Origin of the sequence: Gluconacetobacter dulcium (genome assembly GCF_014174165.1) — a bacterium.
Classification (GTDB): Bacteria; Pseudomonadota; Alphaproteobacteria; order Acetobacterales; family Acetobacteraceae; genus Gluconacetobacter; species Gluconacetobacter dulcium.
Genome location: NZ_JABEQN010000005.1, coordinates 170,634 through 190,145, shown reverse-complemented (window position 1 = coordinate 190,145; position 19,512 = coordinate 170,634). Strand labels below are relative to the sequence as shown.

Below are 19,512 nucleotides of genomic sequence, written 5' to 3'. Positions count from 1 at the left end.
CGCACCGCGACATAGTTTCAGGAAGGGCCTCTAACATGTCTAGACATGTCATGAAAACTTCATCTGCCATGCTGTTGGGGGCCGCCATCGCCTGCCTGGCCTGGGCCAGCCCGTCGCGGGCCGATGCGCCCCCGGCCGACAGTGACATCCCCTGCCCCCATGCCGACGGCATTACGCTGGTGATCGAGCCTTACGAGCCGATCAATACGCTCGAACCGGTCTTCAACGCCATCGCGCAGGATCTGTCCGGGCGGCTGCACTGTCCGGTCCATATGATGATTACCGTGTCCTACAGCGCCGAGATCGAGGCGATGCGCTCCGGTCATGCCGAACTCGGGCTGTTCGGCCCGCTGGGTTACGTCATCGCCCACAAGCTGGCGGGCGCCGAGGCCGTCGCCGTGCTCTCGACCAGGCTGGGGGGTGCCGGGCTGTACACCGCCAGCATCGTGACGCGGCCGGCCACCGGCATTCACGATCTGGCCGGATTGCGCGGGCATAGTTTCGCGTTCTCCGATCCCGGCTCGACCTCGGGCCATCTGCTGCCGGCGGCGGCGCTCAAGAACGCCGGCATCGACCCGAAGCAGGATCTCGTCGCCCGCTTCGCCGGCACCCATACCGCGTCCTTCGAAGCCATCCGCAACGGGCAGGTCGATGCGGCGGAACTGAACAGCGAGACGATCGCCGATGCCCAGGCGGCGGGCGAATACAATGCCGCGGACTATACCGTGCTGTGGCGATCGCCCCCCATTCCGCAGGGGCCGATCGCCGTGGCGCCCGGCCTGCCGCCCGCCTTTCGCAAGAAGCTGGTCGATGCCCTGATGGCGGTCGATGTCAGCCACATCCGGGCCAACGATGTCGGGACGGGTACCGAGCCCACGACCCGTCTGACCCCGCAGACCGATGCCGCCTATGACGGCATCCGCAGCCTGACGCCGGTGATCGGCCTCGACATGCAAGGTGCGCAATGAACGGCGAGTCCCTGGTCCTGAGCGATGTGACCAAATCCTACGACACCGCCGGGCGGCGCAGGATGGTGCTGCATGGCATCGACCTGGCCGTCCGTCCGGGCGAGATCGTCGTGCTGCTGGGCGCCAACGGCAGCGGCAAATCGACGACGCTGAAGATCGCATCGGGGATGATTCCGCCCTCCAGCGGGGAAATCCGGATCGGGGACACCCCGATCGGCGGCCTGAAGGGCGAGATGCGGCGCCAGTCGCGCATGGCGCTGGGCATGGTCTTTCAGAGCCCGCGTCTGGTCGGGCGGCGGGCGGTCCTCTCCAACGTGCTGTGCGGTACGCTGGGCCGTCATCAGGACCTTGCCTCGATGGCCGGCATCCTGCCCCGGTCCGAACGGGGGCTGGCCATGGACTGTCTGGAACAGGTGGGGCTGGCCGACCTGGCGGCCCAGCGTGCCTCCACCCTCTCCGGCGGGCAGGCCCAGCGGGTCGCCATCGCCCGGGCGCTGGCCCAGCGGCCCGCCGTCATCCTGGCGGACGAACCCGTCGCCAGCCTGGACCCGGATGCGGCCGAAGAGGTCATGGTGCTGCTGCGCCGGGTGGCCCGCGAACAGAATCTGGCGATCCTGTGCGTGCTGCACCAGATCGACCTGGCCCGGCGCCACGCCACGCGCCTGGCCGGGCTGAAGGCCGGGCGGCTGGCCTTCGACCTGCCGCCGGCCGACGTTACCGATGAGGCCCTGGCCGACCTGTATGCGAGGGAAACGATGAGGGAGGCCGCCTGATGCCCCGCACCATGACCGCCGCCCCGCCGGAACGCGCCCGCTTCGCCCTCCCCCGCTCCGGCCGCTTCCTGTTCTGGGGCGGCATGGCCGTTCTGGCCCTGCTGCTGGTCCAGGCGGCGCGCGAAACCCAGGTCAGTCCGGCCAACCTGCTGTCGGGCGCCGGGCGGATCGTCGATATCGTGCGGCGCGCCTGCCCGCCCGACTGGCACCAGTTGCCCATGGAATGGAAGCCGGCGCGGGAAACCTTCAACATCGCGCTGGTCGGCACGGCGTTGGGCGCCCTGCTGGCCTGCCCGCTGGCCCTGCTGTCCTCGCGCACCATCGTGCGCCATGCCCCCGTGCGGATGGCCGCGCGCTGTGTGGTCGGGCTGCTGCGCGCCGTGCCCGACCTGGTATGGGCGCTGATCTTCGTCACCGCGGTCGGTCTGGGGCCGTTTCCCGGCGTGCTGTCGCTGACGCTGCACACGGCGGGCATGCTGGGCCGGCTGGGGGCCGAAATGATCGAGGACATGGACGTGATGCCGATGGAGGCGATGGAACTGGCCGGTGCCAACCGCCTGCAGATTTTCGCGCATGGCGTCGTGCCGATGCTCGCCCCGTCGATGTTCGGGCTGGTGCTCTACCGGTTCGACGAAAACCTTCGCTCGTCTCTGGTGCTGGGTTTTGTCGGCGCGGGTGGGCTGGGGTTCCAGCTTTATACCGCCATCAGCCTTTTTCAGTACCGCACCGCCTCGCTGCTGCTGCTGATGACGCTGGTGATGGTCATCGCCGTCGAGGGCCTGTCGTCCGTCATTCGCCGGCATCTGTCCTGATTTCTTCCTGCCGATCCCTTCATGGTTCGTCGGGGCGGGCATAGCGGCGCAGGAATGGCGCGGTGACGCTGCGTTCCGAGGCCGCGATCTGCGCGGGGGGGCCGGCGGCGACGATGGTGCCGCCCCGGCGGCCGGCGCCGGGGCCGAGGTCGATGACCCAGTCGCTGGCCGCCGCGACCCGCATGTCGTGCTCGGCCAGCACCACCGTATTGCCCTGGTCGACCAGCGCCTGAAGCTGGCGCATCAGCCGGTCCACATCCGCCGGGTGCAGGCCGGTGGTCGGCTCGTCGAGAACATACAGGATGTGGCCGCCGCGCTGTTTCTGAAGCTCGGTCGCGAGCTTGATGCGCTGGGCCTCGCCGCCCGACAGCGTGGTCGCCGACTGGCCCAGCCGCAGATAGCCCAGGCCGCCCCGGCGCAGCGTCTCGAACCCCCTGGCCAGAGCCGGCACATCGGCGAAAACAGCGCACGCTTCGTCGATGCTCAGGCCCAGCACATCCGCAATGCTGTGTCCGTTCCAGCGGATTTCCAGCACCTCGGCCTTGTACCGGCTGCCGTGGCAGACCGGACAGGGCGTCTGCACCGTGGGCAGGAACAGCAGTTCCACATCCACCGTGCCCACGCCCTCGCAGCGCGGGCATCGTCCCTTGGCGACGTTGAAGGAGAACCATCCCGCATCGAAACTCTGCTGTTTCGCTTCGGGCGTTTCGGCGAACAGGCGGCGGATCGTATCGAACAGGCCGGTATAGGTGGCCGGGTTGGAGCGCGGGGTGCGGCCGATCGGCTTCTGGTCGATCATGACCATGCGTTTGACCGGGCCGGTGCCGCCGGAAACCGTGCCGGTCGGTTCGCGCCGTTCCGGCGGGGGGGCGTCGTCCGTGCTGTCTTCCTCGGGGTCGATCTCCATCGTCTGGCCCAGGGCGCGCGCCATGATCGACACCAGCGCCTGCCCGACGAGGCTGGATTTGCCCGAGCCCGAGACGCCCGTGACCGACACCAGGACGCCGAGGGGAAGCGTGAGGGACAAATGGTCCAGATTGTTCCAGCAGATATCGGTCAGTTTCAACTGTCCGCCCGGCTGGCGCACCGGCGTGGTGCGGGGGGGCACCGCATCGAACAGATAGGGGCGGGTGCGCGATGCCTTGACGTTCCGCAGGCCGTCGGGGAGGCCGCTATACAGGATGCGCCCGCCGCGCTCGCCCGCGTCGGGGCCGACATCGACCAGCCATTCCGCCCGGTGGATCACATCGGGATTATGCTCCACCACGATCAGGGAATTGCCGGCCGCGCGCAGGCCGTCCAGCGCGCGCAGGAGGGCCTGCGTGTCGGCGGGGTGCAGGCCGGAACTCGGCTCGTCGAGCACATAGACCACGCCGAACAGGTTGGAGCGGATCTGCGTGCCCAGGCGGAGGCGCTGGTATTCGCCGGGAGAGAGGGTCTGCACGCCCCGGTCGAGCTGGAGATAGCCCAGCCCGAGATCGAGCAGCACGCCGATGCGCTCGATCATGGCCTCGACCATGCCTCGCGCAGCGACCGCGGTCGCGTCCTGGCCGCTTTCCAATGTTCTGGCGGAGGTGCGCAGGGCGGACGCGATGTCTTCCAGCGGGCGGTTCGCGAAGGCGGCGATGTTCAGCCCGTCGAATGTCACGCGCAGGGCATCGGGGTTCAACCGCTGGCCGTGGCAGGACGGACAGGGGGTGGACAGCATGAACGATGCGGCCCGCCGGCGCATCTTTTCGCTCTGCGATTGCGTGAAGGTGTGCAGCACGTAGCGCCGCGCCCCGCTGAACGTGCCGTTATAGTCCGCCGGAATGCCGCGCCGGATGGCGTCCTGCACCTGCGCGTGCGTGCGCCCCGGATAGACGGGCTCGGTCGGGGTTTCTTCGGTGAACAGAATCCAGTCGCGGGTTTCCTTCGGCAGGTCGCGCCACGGACGATCGACATCCACGCCGCGCGTGATCAGGATGTCGCGCAGATTCTGCCCCTGCCAGGCGGTGGGCCATGCGGCCACGGCGCGATCGCGGATGCTCAGGCCGTCGTCGGGGACCAGGGTCTTTTCCGTGACATCATAGACGCGGCCCAGACCGTGACAGGTCGGGCAGGCGCCCATGGGCGTGTTGGGGGAGAAGGATTCCGCTTCCAGCCGCGACAGGCCGGGCGGGTAGGTGCCGGCGCGGGAATAGAGCATCCGCAGCAGGTTGGAGAGCGTGGTCAGGCTGCCGACGCTGGACCGGCTGCTGCTGCCGCCCCGCTGCTGCTGGAGGGCGACCGCCGGAGGAAGCCCTTCGATGGCGGCGACGACCGGCACCGGCATCTGGTCGAACAGTCGCCGCGCGTAGGGCGAGACGGATTCCAGATAGCGGCGCTGGGCCTCGGCATAGATCGTCCCGAAGGCCAGCGAGGATTTGCCGGAGCCCGAGACGCCCGTGACGACGACCAGCCGGTCGCGCGGCAGGTCCACATCGACATTATCGAGATTATGCTCCCGCGCGCCGCGAACGCGAATCATCTCGTGGGGCGATGGCGTCTGGGACATGCGGCTCTCCGGCGGGTGGAGAGACATATCTAGCCCATTGGGGGCGTTCTGGCGAAACGCGGGCTGTGCCGCCGCGCGTTGACGCGATGGGGCATCGCCCGTAAAACTCCGGCTTCCCGAACCAGCGATGCCCGAACAGGCGCAGCCTTACTTCAGCGCCGGAGGCGCCGCTCGACCATGTCCATGACGTTTGCCGATCTCTCCCTGGCGCCGACCCTGCTGAGCGCGCTGGCCGAGGAAGGATATGTCTCTCCGACCCCGATCCAGGCGCAGTCGATTCCGCTGCTGCTGGAAGGGCGGGACCTGCTGGGCATGGCCCAGACCGGCACGGGCAAGACCGCCTCTTTCGCGCTGCCGCTGCTGCATCGGCTTGCCGCGAACCCGCGCCCCGCGCCCAAGGGGGGTGCGCGCGTGCTGGTCCTGGCGCCCACGCGCGAACTCGTTTCGCAGATCGCCGATGGGTTCGGAAGCTTCGGGCGCTATCAGCAGCCCAGCGTGACGACGATTTTCGGCGGTGTCAGCCAGTTTCATCAGATCAACGCGCTGGCGGCCGGCGTGGATATCATCGTGGCCACGCCGGGGCGGTTGCTGGACCTGATCACGCAGGGGCTCTGCGACCTGTCGCAGCTTGAGGCGCTGGTGCTGGATGAGGCCGACCAGATGCTCGACATGGGCTTCGCCAAGCCGATCGAGCGGATCGTCGCGACGCTGCCGCAGGATCGGCATACCGTGCTGTTTTCGGCGACGATGCCGAAATCCATCGCCGCGCTGGCGGAAAGCCTGCTGCGCGATCCGGCGAAGGTCGAGATCGCCCCGCCCTCGACCACCGTCGAGCGGATCGAGCAGTCGGTCATGTTCGTCGATGCGGCCGACAAGAAGGCGGCGCTGCTGGCATTGCTGCGGACGCCGGGGATGGGCCAGGCCGTGGTCTTTACCTTGCAGAAGAACATCGCCAACGAAGTCTGCGCCTTCATCACCGAGGCGGGCATCACCGCCGAGGCGCTGCACGGCAACAAGTCGCAGGGCCAGCGGGAACGCGCGCTGGATGCCTTCCGCGCCGGCACCGCGCAGGTTCTGGTGGCGACGGATATCGCGGCGCGCGGCATCGATGTCGATACGGTCACGCATGTGTTCAACCATGACCTGCCGAGCCTGCCGGAAAGCTATGTCCATCGCATCGGCCGCACCGGCCGCGCCGGCCGCAACGGCTTTGCCATCACGCTGTGCGATGCCGAGCAGCGGGCGTGGCTGCGCGATGTGGAGCGGGAGATCGGGCGCGCCCTGATCGTGCGGGACGACCATCCGTGGCATTCGGAAGAGGCACGGCATTCGACCATGCGGCCGCCCGTGCTGGGGGGTGGGCCGGTCAAGCAGGTCAAGCCGCAGCAGAAGCGCGAGCGCAAGGTCTGGACCGAGGAAGAGAAGAACGCCGCGCGGGCGGCGGCAATGGCCGGGACGGTGCGCGAGGACGCCTGATCGCGCCGGATCGGGGGCGCGCGGGGGGATTCAGGGGGGCTTGTGCTCCCCGGCCGCGCGCTGTGGCGGCGTTGCGGGTCAGGGGGCGGGCCGGATCGGGTGCTCCGCCTGCCGCACAAGCCATTGTTCGAGTATTTTCAGACTGTTCGTTACCAATGCGTCCCTGGGTCGGATCAGCCCGTACGCCGTTCCGTCGGCGGTGAACCCGGCCGGTGCCAGCAGGCGCCCGTTCGCGACATCGTCCACCGCGATGATGCGGGGGGACAGGGCGACGCCCAGGCCGCTGGCGGCGGCTTCCAGCATCATGAAATGATGGTCGTACAGGCGGATTTCGCGCGGCGCGGACATGTCGGGCCGGGAGGCCAGCCAGTTCTTCCATGCCTCGGGACGGGTGCGCGACCCGAGCGCCAGGTAGTCCGCGTCCGCGAACCGCCGCGCCATGTCGGGGCGCATGACCGGCCCGACCGCTTCCGGCACCAGCGTCGTCACCGTCCAGTCGGGAGCGAGCGGGAAATCGAGGCGCCGGATCGCCAGCGTGATGCGCTCCCGCGCGAAATCCAGCGCGCCGCCGCCCGTTGAAAGATGCACGTCGATGCCGGGATGGCGATCCTGGAAGTCGGACAGGCGCGGGATCAGCCAGCGCATCGCCAATGACCGCTCGCAGGACAGGACGATCGGCTGCGCGCCGGAGGCCGAGCGAATTTCGGCCAGTGCCGCCGCGATCCCCCGCAGCGCGTCGCTCGTGGCCTGGGCCAGGCGCTCGCCCGCCCTGGTCGGCCGCACGCCGCGTCCGTCCGGCTCCAGCAGGCGCACATGCAGTTCGGCGGCGAGTTTGGAAACCCGGCGGCTGACCGCGCCGTGGGTCAGGGCCAGTTCCGCCGCCGCCGCCCGCACCGCGCCGAGGCGCGTGACGGCCTCGAACGCACGCAGATCGTCCAGCGAGGGGATGTCGGACCGCTTCATTGGTCAGTTTTTATCACCGGAACGGGTCAGTTCATATCGATTTTCCTGCCGGAGCGTTCCGTTATGCTCACCATCATGATCGAGAATGCTTCCCCTGCCCGGCCGCTCGCCGTCACGATGGGCGACCCCGCCGGCATCGGGCCGGAGATCGTGGCCCGGATGTTCCTGCGGCGACCGGCGCGGCGGCGCTGGATCGTCATCGGTGACCCGATGGTGATGGACCATGCGCTGACCGCGCTGGACCCGGCCGCGCGGGTGCGCCGGGTGGCCAGGCCGGACGAGGCCCGGTTCGGGGATGGGGTGTTGAACGTGCTGGCGTCCTCGGACTGCGTGGCCCTGCCGCCCGTGGGGCGGGTCAGCGCCGAAAGCGGCCGGGCCGCCTATGCGGCGATCCTGTCCGCGATCGGGTTGGCGAAGGCGGGGGTGGTTGGCGGCGTCGTTACCGCGCCGATCCACAAGGAAGCCCTTGCCGCCGCCGGGGTGCGCTATCCGGGCCATACGGAAATCCTTGCCGCGCAGGCCGGTGGCGCGGATGTCGCCATGATGCTGGCGAACGAGGACATCCGCGTCGTGCTGGTGACCATCCATTGTGCGCTGAGCGAGGCGATCCGTCGCGCCGATTTTCCCGCGCAGATGACGGCGATCCGGCTGGCCCATGCGGGCGCGCGGGCGTTGGGCGTCGCCTGTCCGCGCATTGCGGTGGCGGGCCTTAATCCCCATGCCGGGGAAGGCGGTCTGTTCGGTGACGAGGAAGCCCGCATCATCGCGCCCGCCATCGCGCAGGCGCGCAGCGAGGGCTTGGATGCCTCCGGCCCGTGGCCGGGGGACACCGTGTTCATGCAGGCGCGCGCGAAGCATTTCGATGTCGTGGTGGCGCAATATCACGACCAGGGACTGATTCCGGTGAAATATATGGGTCTCGCGCAGGGGGTGAACATCACGCTCGGCCTGCCCTTCGTGCGCACCAGCCCCGATCACGGCACCGCCTTCGCGATCGCGGGACGGGGCGTCGCCGATCCGTCCAGCCTGGAAACGGCGTTCGATTACGCCCTTCGCCTGACCGGAGCCGCCGCATGATCCCGCCCGATTTCATCTTCATGCTGACCCGCCACGACCGGACGGTGGAGAACGCGGCCGACCTGGTGGAGACCGTCCGGACCGCCGGTGTCCGCCATATCGGGTTCAAGGATATCGGGCTGCCGTTTGCGGGGCTCCAGGTCCTTGCACGCGCGATCCGGCAGGCGGGGGCCAGGATTTATCTTGAAGTGGTCTCGCGCGATCGCGAGAGCGAGCTTCGTGCGGTGCGGGCCGGGATCGCCCTGGGTGTCGATTATCTTCTGGGCGGCACGCATGTGGATGACGTGCTGCGGCTGCTGGATGGCACGGCGATCCGCTACTATCCGTTTCCCGGCCGGATCAACGGGCATCCGAGCGTTCTCGAAGGGACCGAAGCCGAGATCGTGCGCAGCGCCGTCGCCCTGGCAGCGCGACCGGGCGTGCATGGGCTGGATCTGCTGGCCTATCGCTTCGCGGGAGACGTGCCGGCCCTGATGCGGCGGGTGTGCCGCGCCGTGGCGGACAAGCCCGTCATTGTCGCCGGGTCGCTCGACCGGGCGGAGCGGATCAGGGCGGCGGCCTTGGCGGGTGCCGCCGGCTTCACGGTCGGCACGGCGGCCTTCGACGGCGCGTTTCCGGCATCGGCTGATCTGGCGGGGCAGATCGGCTGTATCCAGACTATCCTGTCCACAACGATCCTGTCCAAAGCATGATGGAGACGCATCCGATGGAAAAGATAAACCTGACGCAGGCGTTCGCGACGTTTTCCGAGTACTGGAGCCCCCGCGTGGCGGGCGACATCAACGCCTCCCAGATCAAGCTGGCGAAATTCAAGGGAATGTTCGACTGGCATCATCACGAACATGAGGACGAACTGTTCCTGGTCGTATCGGGGACATTGCGCATGCATTTCCGGGATCGTGTCATCGATGTCGCAGTCGGCGAATTCCTGATCGTGCCGCATGGCGTGGAGCATTGTCCCGAGGCCCTGGGCGACGAATGCCATGTCGTCCTGCTGGAACCGAATACGACCCTCAATACGGGCAATGTGATCAACGACCGCACCGTGCAGGCGCCCTCGCCGCTATGAGCGCGGGCGGGATGCCGCCATTTCGTCTCCGCGCTCCGCGCCCCTTGCGGTTTGTCTGCTGCAATGAAACAGTTACACTGTAACATTCAGGGACGCTTCGTGGTGGCACCATTCAGGATTTTCGGTCGCGGCACGCTGGTCGCACTTCTGGGCGCAAGCCTGCTGACGCCTTCGGCCATGCCCGTGCATGCCGCCGATCTGCCCGACACCATTCCGGCATGGCTGAACGACATCAATGGTGCGCGGGCCATGGGCTGGGTGAAAGCCCAGAATGCCCGCACGCTGGACCTGCTGGGTCATGGCCCGCTGTACAAGGGGCTGTATGATACCTCGCTGAAGCTGCTTCAGACGCATGACCGTCTGGCCATGCCGATGCAGATGGACGGGATGGTTTATAATTTCTGGCGCGACGAGCACCATCTGCGGGGCATTCTGCGCCGCACGACGGCGGACTCTTTTGCGACCGATCATCCGGAATGGACGGTCGCCCTCGACCTCGATGCGCTGGCGGCGAAAGAAAAGCGCAACTGGGTCTATAAGGGTATTGATTGCCTGCATTCCCAGCAGAACCTTTGCCTTCTGCACCTCTCCGATGGCGGCGAGGATGCCAGCACCGTCCGCGAATTCGACCTCAGAACCGGCCAGTTCGTCGAAGGCGGGTTTTCCCTGCCGCATGCCAAACAGGATTCATCCTGGCTTGATCGCGACAGTTTGCTGGTCAGCTATCCCTGGAGCGCGGACGACCTGACGGAGTCTTCTTACCCGTATATCGTCAAAATCCTGAAGCGCGGCCAGTCTCTCGACCAGGCGCAGACCGTCTTTGCGGGAAACAGGAAGGATGTCGAGGTCGGCCCCGAAGTGCTGCATGACGGCGCGGGCCATCAGGTCGTGCTGATCCGTGAGGGGCTGGATGCGTTCGCCTCGCGGACGTTCCTCTATCGTGACGGACAGACCACTTCGCTTGCCCTGCCGCTGAAATCCAGCGTTTCGGCGCTGTTCAATGCGCGGCTTGTCGTTCTTCTGGATGAGGACTGGGCGGTAAACGGCCAGACATTCACCAAGGGGTCGCTCGTACTGGTCGACCCTGCGGCGAAGAATCCGGCGCCGCAGCTTCTGCTGGCCCCGACGGCGGGGCAGGTGATCGAAGGCGCGTCCACGAGCCGTGGTCATCTGATCGTCACGCTGTATGACAATGTGCGCGGCAAGATCGTCATCTACACGCCTGCCGCCAATGGCACGGATTTTACGCATCGGGATCTTCCGTTACCGCAGAACATGTCGGTCGATCTGATCAGCACGGATGAGGACTCGCCCTTCGCTTACGCCACCTCGTCGGGGTTTCTGACGCCCACGACGCTGTGGGAGATCAACAGCGACCTGGCGTCGGTTCAGAAAATCCGCACGTTGCCCGCCCAGTTCGATGCCTCGGACATGACGGTCGAGCAGCACGAAGCGCGCTCGAAGGACGGGACGGACATTCCGTATTTCATTGTCCATCGCAAGACTATGCCGCTGGATGGGACGAACCCGACGCTGCTTTATGCCTATGGTGGTTTCGAGGTTCCGCTGTTTCCGTTCTACTCGGCGGGCATCGGCAACAACTGGCTCGCCCGCGGGGGGGTCTATGTGCTGGCCAATATCCGCGGCGGTGGCGAGTTCGGGCCGGCATGGCATGACGCGGGCCTGAAGACGAACCGCCAGCGCATCTATGACGATTTTGCCGCGGTGGCGAAGGATCTGATGGAGCGCAAGGTGACGTCGCCTCAGCACCTTGCCATCCAGGGTGGGTCGAATGGCGGGCTGCTGATGGGCGTGGAATTCACCCAGCATCCCGATTACTGGAAAGCCGTCGATATCGAAGTGCCGCTGCTGGACATGATGAATTACGAGCACATGTCGGCTGGGGCATCGTGGGTCGGGGAGTACGGCACCGTCTCCATTCCCGAACAGAAGGCGTTCCTGCGCAGCATTTCCCCGCTTCAGAACCTGAAGGAAGGGGTGAAGTATCCGGTGCCGTTTATCGAGACGACCACCAAGGACGACCGCGTCGGTCCGGTCCATGCCCGGCGATTTGCCTGGCGGATGAGCGAGATGAAGCTGCCTTACTACTACTGGGAGCAGGTCGCGGGTGGTCACGGCTTTGGTGCCAGCCAGAAGGAAGTCGCCCAGACACAGGCACTCAGCTACGCCTATCTGTGGTCACAACTTGGCAGGACGCGCTGACCCGCGAACGGCGGAACACGATACGAAAAGCGGGGCTCCTGCGGAGCCCCGTTTTTTGTTCGACCCCGGCTTATGTTCGGCCCCGGCGCACGCGATAGATCGACCGATGGTTTGTGACCCAGCGTCCGACACGCCTGTTAAGGCGCGGGATTTGACGGTGCGTTGTTTTCACGCGAGTGGAAGGATGCGCTATCGGCCAGCTTCACCATGGAAGCACCACGGGCGAAATGACGTTGGGTCGTGGAGAGATTCCTCCCGTTGGATAAAACGCTGTTCAGCCCTGAAGACGGGCGATTTCACCCTGCGCCTGCACGATGGTGGCGTCTTTTGCGTCCTGCCCCAGAGCCAGTCCTTCGGCACGTATCCAGGTGACATCTGTGAGACCGATGAAGGCCAGGACGGCGGCGAGATATTTTTCCTGATGATCCAGCATCGCGGCCGGGCTGTCCCCGGTATAGATCCCGCCACGCGTCGAGATCAGGAACGCCTTCTTGCCCTGCGGAAGGAGACCTTCAGGCCCCGACGCACCGTACCGGAACGTCTTGCCCGCTACGACCACACGGTCGATCCAGGATTTGAGCTGGGCGGGAAGGGAAAAATTATACATCGGAACGCCGATAACGACGATGTCGGCTGCCAGGAGATCATTGATATGCCCGTCGCCGATCGCCAGATCGTCGGCGAGCGCGGTATCCGTGACCGGCTTCCCCTGTAGCGCCGCCATATGCGCGCCGGTCAGATAAGGCACTGGATCGATAGCGAGATCCCGATAGATGACGGTGGCATCCGGGTGCGCTGCCTTGTGTCGCGCGACGGTTTCCGCGGAAAGCTGCCGGCTGACCGAATAATGTCCGAGAATGCTGGAATCAATATGCAGGATCTTCATCGTGGTCGTCTCCGTGGAAGAAGGGGACAGGGATTTTCTGTTGCGCCCTGAGAACAGGTCTCTGATTGCTCCGAACATGATCCAGCGTGTCTCATGGATGAACCCACCTATAAAGCCGCTATATTCCGATATATAATATCGGACAGAACGATGGATCGAAGAGAGGCTCCATGCTGGATGGTGTATCGCTGGATCAACTGCGCACATTCATTGCCGCGAGTGATGAAGGCAGCTTCTCGGCGGCGGCGCGGCTGCTGCACCGGTCGCAATCGGCGGTCAGCGAGATGATCGCCACTCTTGAGATGCAGATGGGGATCGTGCTGTTCGATCGGACCGGCCGTTACCCGCAACTGACGGCCGCCGGTCGGGTGCTGCTGGCCGATGCGCGCGGCGTGGTTTCGGGTGTGGATTTCATGAAGGCGCGGGCCAAAGGCATGTCATCGGGGCTGGAGCCCGAATTGTCGGTCGTGGTCGATGTATTCTTCCCGATGGACCGTGTGACAGCCGTGGCGACCGGGTTCCGCGAGACATTTCCGCACACGCCCTTGCGGCTGTACGTCGAAGCTCTTGGCGGTGTCTTTCAGCCTCTTCTCGATGGAAGGGCCGGTATCGGCATTGCAGGCCCGCTCCCCGATCTTCCCAGCTCTATGTCCAGCGAGGCGCTGGGGGGTATCCGCTTCATGATGGTGGCCTCTCGCGACCACCCTCTGGCACAGTTCGACGGTGTCATTCCCCGCGAGGAACTGGCACGCCACGTCCAGCTCGTGCTGGCCGACCGGACCACGCTATCCGCGGGGCGGGAGCGCGGCGTCATGTCTCCCCTGACATGGAGGCTCGCGGATCTCTACGCCAAACATCACTTTCTGCTCGGGGGGTTGGGTTGGGGCGGCATGCCCTTTCATACCGTTCGCGCCGATATCGAAAGCGGCCGACTGGTCGAACTCCGCGTCGAGGACATCTCCCAGGGGGGAGCCAATATGCCCATGACGGTCGTTTATCCCACGGCCGAGCCGCCGGGGCCTGCCGGCCGCTGGCTCGTCGACAGACTAAAGCTCTGCCCAGGTGGAACAGCCAATCAGTAATTCGAACGTCGAAAAGCCAATATCGCTACCGCGCAAAAAACTGCGGCAGCCACGCACCGAGAATTTGGCGGCCCGACAGGGCTCGGGCTTGGACCAGAACATTTCCACCGAACCGGTTTTCGGTGGCAATGCTCTGGCAGGAAAGCCCGAGCACGCATCAGTGCGCCGGCTTGCGGAATTTCAGCACGACCTGATCGGTACGGCCCCGGATCGCGGGATCGAACACCGGCAGGTCGTGGTTATCGTCCGGATTGACGAGCACCTTGCTCTCACTTTCGAAATGGAAACCCGCCGCCTCGACCTGCCGGCGGATGATCGCCGGATCGATCCGGTGCAGCTTCGCCACATCGGCATCCGCGCCCGGATTGGCCACATGGTCGATCACGATGAACACGCCGCCCGGACGCAATGCTGCGAATACCGATTTGTCGAACGCCAACGCGGCATCGACGCCGGCGCCGTAATAGACATCGTGATAATTCTGCGCCGTCCAGACGAGGTCGAGCCGCTTGGGCACCTGAATCGCGTCCAGCGGCTGGATCAGGACCGAGACATTGGAGAATACCGGCATCGCGGCGGTGGCCTTCACCGCATCCGCCGCCGTGGGCTTCTTCGCCACCAGCCCGGCTGGCACGATGGCCCAGACATGCCCCTCGCCACCGACCACGTTGCTGAACAGGCGCGTGAAATAGCCCTTGCCCGGCATGATGTCGGCGACGTTCATACCACGCTTCAGGCCGGCGAAGGCCAGCAGGCTGGCGGGCTTGCGGTTCTTGTCGCTGGCCACGTCCTCGTCCGGCCGATCCTTGCTGGCGACGGCAGCGGCGATCCCGACCGCACCGCCGCGCCGGCCCTGATAGAGAGGCGACTGGGCGTAGGCCGGCGCGATGGCGGCGGCTGCGACGCTCGCGCCCACCATGACGGTCAGAAGAAGACTGCGAACGGCCATGCCTTGTTTCTCCATACCCGCGCCACCATGGCGCGCCGGCAGCCGGTCTGCCGCCTGTGTCAACTTCCCGGAGGCGCGAAGGCGGAACCGGAAGATCCTGCCCGAGAGCATAAAACCGATCGGGAACAGGCGAAAGACCGGGAATGCGCACCAGCCCCCTGATAGCGAACCACCCGCCGGGCAGCGGGCGGCGCCAACGGTTTCAACGGCCTGCGTGCCCCATCGTTCCGGCGCATGGCCGGCGCATGGTATTTCGACGGCGAAACCTGATAAATGGCGCCGGGCCTGACAGAGACGGGATTGATCATGCCGGCGGAACGGGCGAGGCTGTCATGGCGCACCATGCGGCCGGCCTGGCGCGGCCCCAGGGCAAGGACATGGCCGCGACCACGGAAACCGCCTGAGAGCTATGCATCGTGTCAAGCGGGGAAGAGCCTGCCGTTTCGTTTCCTGCAAGGCTCGGTTTCATAACTGGGGCGAGACAGGGACGTTGCCGAGGGAGGACAATGCGCGATCAGGAAAGAAACCGGAACGGACATGAGCATGGACCAGATCACCATCACCGAGCGTGACACGGACATCAGCCTCGGGAGCCCCGACCTGCGCACGGTCGATTGCGATCCCGATTTCTGGTACCCCGTGGCCTGGTCGCATGAACTCAAGACCGGCAAGACCATCGGCGTGCGCTATGCCGGCCTGCCGATCGCCCTCGTCCGCCCCACCGAAGGCGCGGTCTTCGCGCTGGAGGATCGCTGCGCCCACCGGCAGGTGCCGCTGAGCAAGGGTACGGTGAAGGGCCAGGCGGTGCAGTGCTGCTATCACGGCTGGGCCTATGGCCGCTCGGGCCGGTGCATCGACGTGCCCTATCTGGGCAAGGGCAAGCTGCCCAACGGCGTGCGCACCTATCCCTGCCGCGAGGCGGGCGGCCTGATCTTCGTCTTCCCCGGCGACCCGGCGCTGGCCGATTCGGTGCCGATGCCCAGGCTGGCGCATGTCGGCGATCCGGAATACCGCACGCGGCAGTTCGGCCCCCGCGTGGCCTGCCACTACACCTTCATGCACGAGAACCTGATGGACATGAACCATCAGTTCCTGCATCGCCGCCAGATGGGGCAGATCCGCGCCCGCTTCCTGGGCCAGGACCGGGGCGAGAATTTCGTCGAGGCCCGCTACAGCTTCGGCCGTACCGACACCCGCCAGCCGCTGGCCGAAGCCCTGATCTTCGGCCGCCATCGCGACCTGAAGGGCAAGGAGCAGCCGGTCGAGGAAGTGGTGACGGTACGAACCGAATATCCGTACCAGACGCTGAATATCGTCGACAAGGACGGCGACCTGATGATGGATCTGTGGGTGGCCTACGTGCCGCAGAGCGCCGACCAGCGCACCAGCCGCGCCTTCGGCCTGCTGTCGGTGCGGCGGCCGAAGATTCCGTTCCTGATCGACCTGATCTGGCCGGCGCTGGCGGTGTTCACCAACCGGATCTTCGAGGAAGACCGCGAGGTGGTGGAACTGGAGCAGCAGGCGTGGGACGCCCAGGGCGGCGACCGCAACCGCGAGGTCTTCCCCGTGGTCAACCACCTGCGCGCGCTGCTGTCGCGATGCGGCCAGCCGGGGCAGCCCGCGCAGCGATAGGCCGTATGCCCTTCTCCGTGATGCCCGGTCGGTGATGCCCAGTCGGTGATGCCAGACCGGCCTGTCTTGTCGGCCCCGCACCAGAGGAATGCCGCATGCTGATCCGTCCGATGAGGCCCGACGATTTCGAGACGGTCTGGCCGATCCTCCGCGACATCGCCCGCGCGCGCGAAACCTATGCGCTGGACCCCGAACTGGACCGTGCGGCGGGCTGGGCCCTGTGGGGCGAGGCGCCGCGCGCCACCTTCGTGGCCGAACGCGACGGGGCCATTCTGGGCAGTTCCTACATCAAGCCCAATGCCGCCGGGCCGGGCGATCATGTCTGCAATGCCGGATTTATCGTGGCACCGGCGGCGCGTGGGCAGGGCGTGGCGGCCGCGCTGTGCGCGCATGCGCTGACCGAAGCCCGGCGGCTGGGATTTACCGCCATGCAGTTCAACATGGTGGTGGCCAGCAACCAGGTCGCGATCCGGCTCTGGCGCCGGGCCGGGTTCCTGATCGTCGGCACCCTGCCCGGTGCCTATCGCCACGCCACGCTGGGGCCGGTGGATTGCCACGTCATGTTCCGCGCGCTCGACGACCAGGCTTCCTGAAAAACCGCCGGCCGCAACAAGATATTTACAATATCACGAAGGCTCTGGGGCCGGGGTGACGGCAACCGGACGGTGGACAGCCATGCCCGACAGCACGCTGGCGCAGACCAGCAGGATCGCCGCGATTTCGATCGTGCCCGGCAGGCGCCGTTCCCACAGAAAACCATAGAGCAGCGCGAACAGGGTTTCGAACAGGATCATCTGCCCCGCCAGCGTCAGCGGCAGCAGGCGGCTCATGCGGTTCCAGAAGACATTGCCCACGATCGACACCAGGAAGCCGGTGCCGGCCACCACAGCCACGAAGCGCGCCCAGTCCCGCCCGCCGGCTGTGCCCGGCGCCCCGAGCAGGAAGGCTGGCCCCGCGACCAGCACCGCCAGAATACCGGTGGCGCCACCGGTCAGCAGGTTCCATTCCTGCGCCGAGACATGGTGCAGCCGGGCCAGCCAGCGCTGGTTGATGACGGCGAAGGCCGCCCAGGACAGCATGGCACCGACGGCACACAGCCAGCCGAGCAGCGGTGCCCCCCGCGCCGCCGGGGCGGCCGTGCCGATCGCCCCCCAGCCGATACAGACGATGGCGGCGAGGCTGAACAGCAGCGAAGGCGCCAGCCGCCACAGCGGCACCGCGCCGTCATCACGGCTGCCGATCAGCGTCAGCACCGCCGGCAGCAGGCCGATGATCAGCGAGGTGGCGGCGATCCCGCCCAGCCGCACCGCGTAGGACAGCAGGACGTAATAGAGGATGTTGCCCAGCAGCCCGAGCATGAACAGGGCGCGGACATCCCGCCTCCCGATCGTCGCGCGCAGCGTCGGCCAGCGCGGCGCCAGTGCGATCAGCGAGAATGCGCCATAGGCCAGATAACGGCCGATCGAGATCTGCAATGGCGTGAAATCGCCCGCCAGTGCCGGTGCGAGGAACCCCAGCGCCCAGAACGCGCCGGCCGCCACGCCGTATCCCAGACCCAGCCCCAATCTCGGCCCCACGCCCGGCCCCGCTGCCCGCCCGGCCGTCATGAGCCGTACCCGGCCCCCGTGCGTGCGCGCGCCCCTTCACGACCCTGCCCATGGTGTGTTTCCGCGCATCGGAGCGCAGCACGGGCGGCGCGCGCCGGATCGGCGCCGGAGGCCGTTTCCAGACAGGCGCTCAGTCTGAATCCTGAGCGAAGGCCAACCTGTTCCGGCCCGCCTGCTTGGCCATGTACAAAGCCTTGTCGGCCTGCGCCAGAACCTGCTCGCCATTCCTGTCGGTGGGCAGCATCGCGGCAATGCCGATGCTCACCGTCAGCGAAATGGCGATTTCCTCGAACCAGGCCTGCGTCTCCGCGATTTCGACACGCAGGCGGTCGGCGATGCGGCCGGCTTCGGCCATACCGACATTGGGGAGGCAGACGGCAAACTCCTCGCCCCCCATGCGCCCCGTGATGTCATTGGACCGCAGGACGGACGACATCATCGCCGCGACGTGGCGGATCACCTCGTCGCCCGCCGCGTGGCCGTAGCGATCGTTGATCGACTTGAAGTGATCGACGTCGATCATCATCACCGCCACCCGGTCGAGCCGCGCCTGCACCAGGCCGGACCACGTCTTTTCCATCCGTTCGAGGAATGCGCGCCGGTTCGGCAGGCCGCTCAGATGATCCAGTCGCGCCAGATCATGAAGCTGCTGCTCCATTTCCATGCGCTCGGTCACGTCCGTTACCAGGCCGTGCCACAGCGTGTCGCCGTTCGGCAGACGGGCCGGCCGGGCATCGATCTGCCGCCAGCACAATCCCCGCGTCGGCAGATCGACGCGGAAGATGCATTGCCAGGGCACCAGGTCGCGTTGCGACGCGTCCAGCGACGCATGGTACATCGCCCGGTCGTCGGGATAGATGCGCGCGTGAATGGAAGCCGTGCTGGTCCCCACGTCCGCGGCCGTGAGTCCGAAGATCTCGCCGATACCGGAACTGACATAGGTCATGCGGGCCTCGCCGGTGGTCGCACGCCGGGATTCGAAGATCATCCCCGGGATCTGGTTGGTCAGATTGGCGACCAGATTGGTGCTCTGCCGCAGCCGTTCCGCCATGAGACGGATCGAGGTGATGTCGGCGGTCGTGCCGACCATGCGCAGCGCGCGGCCCTGCGGGTCGCGGCTGATGACCATGCCGCGGCTCATTACCCATTTGTAGCTGCCGTCCTTGCAGCGCAGCCGGTGCTCGACCTCATAGACCGAGGTTCGCCCGTCGAAATGGTCCTGCATGGTCGTCTGGACATAGGCCCGGTCGTCGGGGTGAATGCGGTCGTAGCTGTCTTCTATCTGCTGGGAGATCTCGCCACGGTCATAGCCCAATATTTCGAGCCATGCGGTCGAATACCTGATCGTGCCGGTAACCACGTCGCGGTCCCAGATGCCGGTTCCGCTCCCTTCGATCGCCAGTGCCATGACGTCATGAAAATCGTCCACCACGCGCCATCAAACCCCGTATATCCCCCA

17 protein-coding genes are annotated in these 19,512 nt (G+C 66.4%); 11 read left to right on the top strand and 6 right to left on the bottom strand.

What is annotated here, in order from left to right; genetic code table 11:
* The first annotated feature begins 50 nt into the window (after positions 1–50).
* Genes HLH25_RS06205 through phnE form a run of 3 tightly spaced genes read left to right on the top strand, consistent with a single transcriptional unit; the run spans position 51 to position 2,553 of the window.
* On the top strand, positions 51–968 hold the full coding sequence (locus HLH25_RS06205; RefSeq protein ID WP_182973235.1) for a phosphate/phosphite/phosphonate ABC transporter substrate-binding protein: 918 nt from the start codon (positions 51–53) through the stop codon (positions 966–968).
* Positions 965–1,741 (top strand): phosphonate ABC transporter ATP-binding protein, encoded by a 777-nt coding sequence (locus HLH25_RS06200; protein WP_182973234.1) that lies wholly within the window; start codon positions 965–967, stop codon positions 1,739–1,741. The genes HLH25_RS06205 and HLH25_RS06200 overlap by 4 nt, the downstream gene beginning before the upstream one ends.
* Positions 1,741–2,553, top strand: a complete 813-nt coding sequence (phnE, locus tag HLH25_RS06195; protein WP_220791704.1) for a phosphonate ABC transporter, permease protein PhnE — start codon at positions 1,741–1,743, stop codon at positions 2,551–2,553. Before HLH25_RS06200 ends, phnE begins: the two co-directional genes overlap by 1 nt.
* Before the next feature lie 19 nt (positions 2,554–2,572).
* Here phnE and HLH25_RS06190 read toward each other — a convergent pair whose 3' ends face one another.
* Positions 2,573–5,089 carry an excinuclease ABC subunit UvrA gene (locus HLH25_RS06190; protein ID WP_182973233.1) on the bottom strand — a complete coding sequence of 839 codons (2,517 nt, stop codon included), beginning with the start codon at positions 5,087–5,089 and terminating at the stop codon, positions 2,573–2,575.
* Positions 5,090–5,266: 177 nt separating this feature from the next.
* Here HLH25_RS06190 and HLH25_RS06185 point away from each other — a divergent pair, with 177 nt between their 5' ends.
* Complete coding sequence (locus HLH25_RS06185) at positions 5,267–6,565, top strand: DEAD/DEAH box helicase (RefSeq protein ID WP_182973232.1); 1,299 nt, start codon at positions 5,267–5,269, stop codon at positions 6,563–6,565.
* A 78-nt stretch (positions 6,566–6,643) separates the two neighbouring features.
* Here HLH25_RS06185 and HLH25_RS06180 read toward each other — a convergent pair whose 3' ends face one another.
* Positions 6,644–7,528: a LysR family transcriptional regulator gene (locus tag HLH25_RS06180; RefSeq protein WP_182973231.1), complete on the bottom strand. Its 885-nt coding sequence runs from the start codon at positions 7,526–7,528 to the stop codon at positions 6,644–6,646.
* Between the two features lie 63 nt (positions 7,529–7,591).
* Here HLH25_RS06180 and pdxA point away from each other — a divergent pair, with 63 nt between their 5' ends.
* The 4 genes from pdxA to HLH25_RS06160 all read left to right on the top strand — a co-directional run bounded on the left by pdxA (position 7,592) and on the right by HLH25_RS06160 (position 11,897).
* A complete protein-coding gene (gene pdxA, locus HLH25_RS06175) occupies positions 7,592–8,605 on the top strand; it encodes a 4-hydroxythreonine-4-phosphate dehydrogenase PdxA (RefSeq protein ID WP_246401509.1) in 1,014 nt (337 codons plus the stop codon).
* Entirely contained in the window at positions 8,602–9,297 is a 696-nt protein-coding gene (locus HLH25_RS06170) for a 4-hydroxythreonine-4-phosphate dehydrogenase (RefSeq protein ID WP_182973230.1), read from the top strand. The genes pdxA and HLH25_RS06170 overlap by 4 nt, the downstream gene beginning before the upstream one ends.
* 14 nt (positions 9,298–9,311) lie before the next feature.
* Positions 9,312–9,674 carry a cupin domain-containing protein gene (locus HLH25_RS06165; protein WP_182973229.1) on the top strand — a complete coding sequence of 121 codons (363 nt, stop codon included), beginning with the start codon at positions 9,312–9,314 and terminating at the stop codon, positions 9,672–9,674.
* A gap of 99 nt (positions 9,675–9,773) precedes the next feature.
* Positions 9,774–11,897, top strand: a complete 2,124-nt coding sequence (locus tag HLH25_RS06160; RefSeq protein WP_343065489.1) for a prolyl oligopeptidase family serine peptidase — start codon at positions 9,774–9,776, stop codon at positions 11,895–11,897.
* A 274-nt stretch (positions 11,898–12,171) separates the two neighbouring features.
* Here HLH25_RS06160 and HLH25_RS06155 read toward each other — a convergent pair whose 3' ends face one another.
* On the bottom strand, positions 12,172–12,783 hold the full coding sequence (locus tag HLH25_RS06155) for an FMN-dependent NADH-azoreductase (RefSeq protein ID WP_182973228.1): 612 nt from the start codon (positions 12,781–12,783) through the stop codon (positions 12,172–12,174).
* A gap of 170 nt (positions 12,784–12,953) precedes the next feature.
* On the opposite strand from HLH25_RS06155, the gene HLH25_RS06150 reads away from it, so the two are divergent.
* Positions 12,954–13,865, top strand: a complete 912-nt coding sequence (locus tag HLH25_RS06150) for a LysR family transcriptional regulator (protein ID WP_182973227.1) — start codon at positions 12,954–12,956, stop codon at positions 13,863–13,865.
* A 157-nt stretch (positions 13,866–14,022) separates the two neighbouring features.
* On the opposite strand, the gene HLH25_RS06145 is transcribed toward HLH25_RS06150, so the two are convergent.
* Complete coding sequence (locus HLH25_RS06145) at positions 14,023–14,814, bottom strand: class I SAM-dependent methyltransferase (protein ID WP_220791703.1); 792 nt, start codon at positions 14,812–14,814, stop codon at positions 14,023–14,025.
* Positions 14,815–15,351: 537 nt separating this feature from the next.
* On the opposite strand from HLH25_RS06145, the gene HLH25_RS06140 reads away from it, so the two are divergent.
* Entirely contained in the window at positions 15,352–16,446 is a 1,095-nt protein-coding gene (locus HLH25_RS06140; protein ID WP_375288957.1) for a Rieske 2Fe-2S domain-containing protein, read from the top strand.
* A gap of 95 nt (positions 16,447–16,541) precedes the next feature.
* Positions 16,542–17,039, top strand: a complete 498-nt coding sequence (locus HLH25_RS06135) for a GNAT family N-acetyltransferase (protein WP_182973226.1) — start codon at positions 16,542–16,544, stop codon at positions 17,037–17,039.
* 33 nt (positions 17,040–17,072) lie between these two features.
* Here HLH25_RS06135 and HLH25_RS06130 read toward each other — a convergent pair whose 3' ends face one another.
* Positions 17,073–18,053, bottom strand: a complete 981-nt coding sequence (locus HLH25_RS06130; RefSeq protein WP_182973225.1) for a DMT family transporter — start codon at positions 18,051–18,053, stop codon at positions 17,073–17,075.
* Positions 18,054–18,183: 130 nt separating this feature from the next.
* Complete coding sequence (locus HLH25_RS06125; protein WP_310889053.1) at positions 18,184–19,485, bottom strand: GGDEF domain-containing protein; 1,302 nt, start codon at positions 19,483–19,485, stop codon at positions 18,184–18,186.
* Positions 19,486–19,512 lie beyond the last annotated feature (27 nt).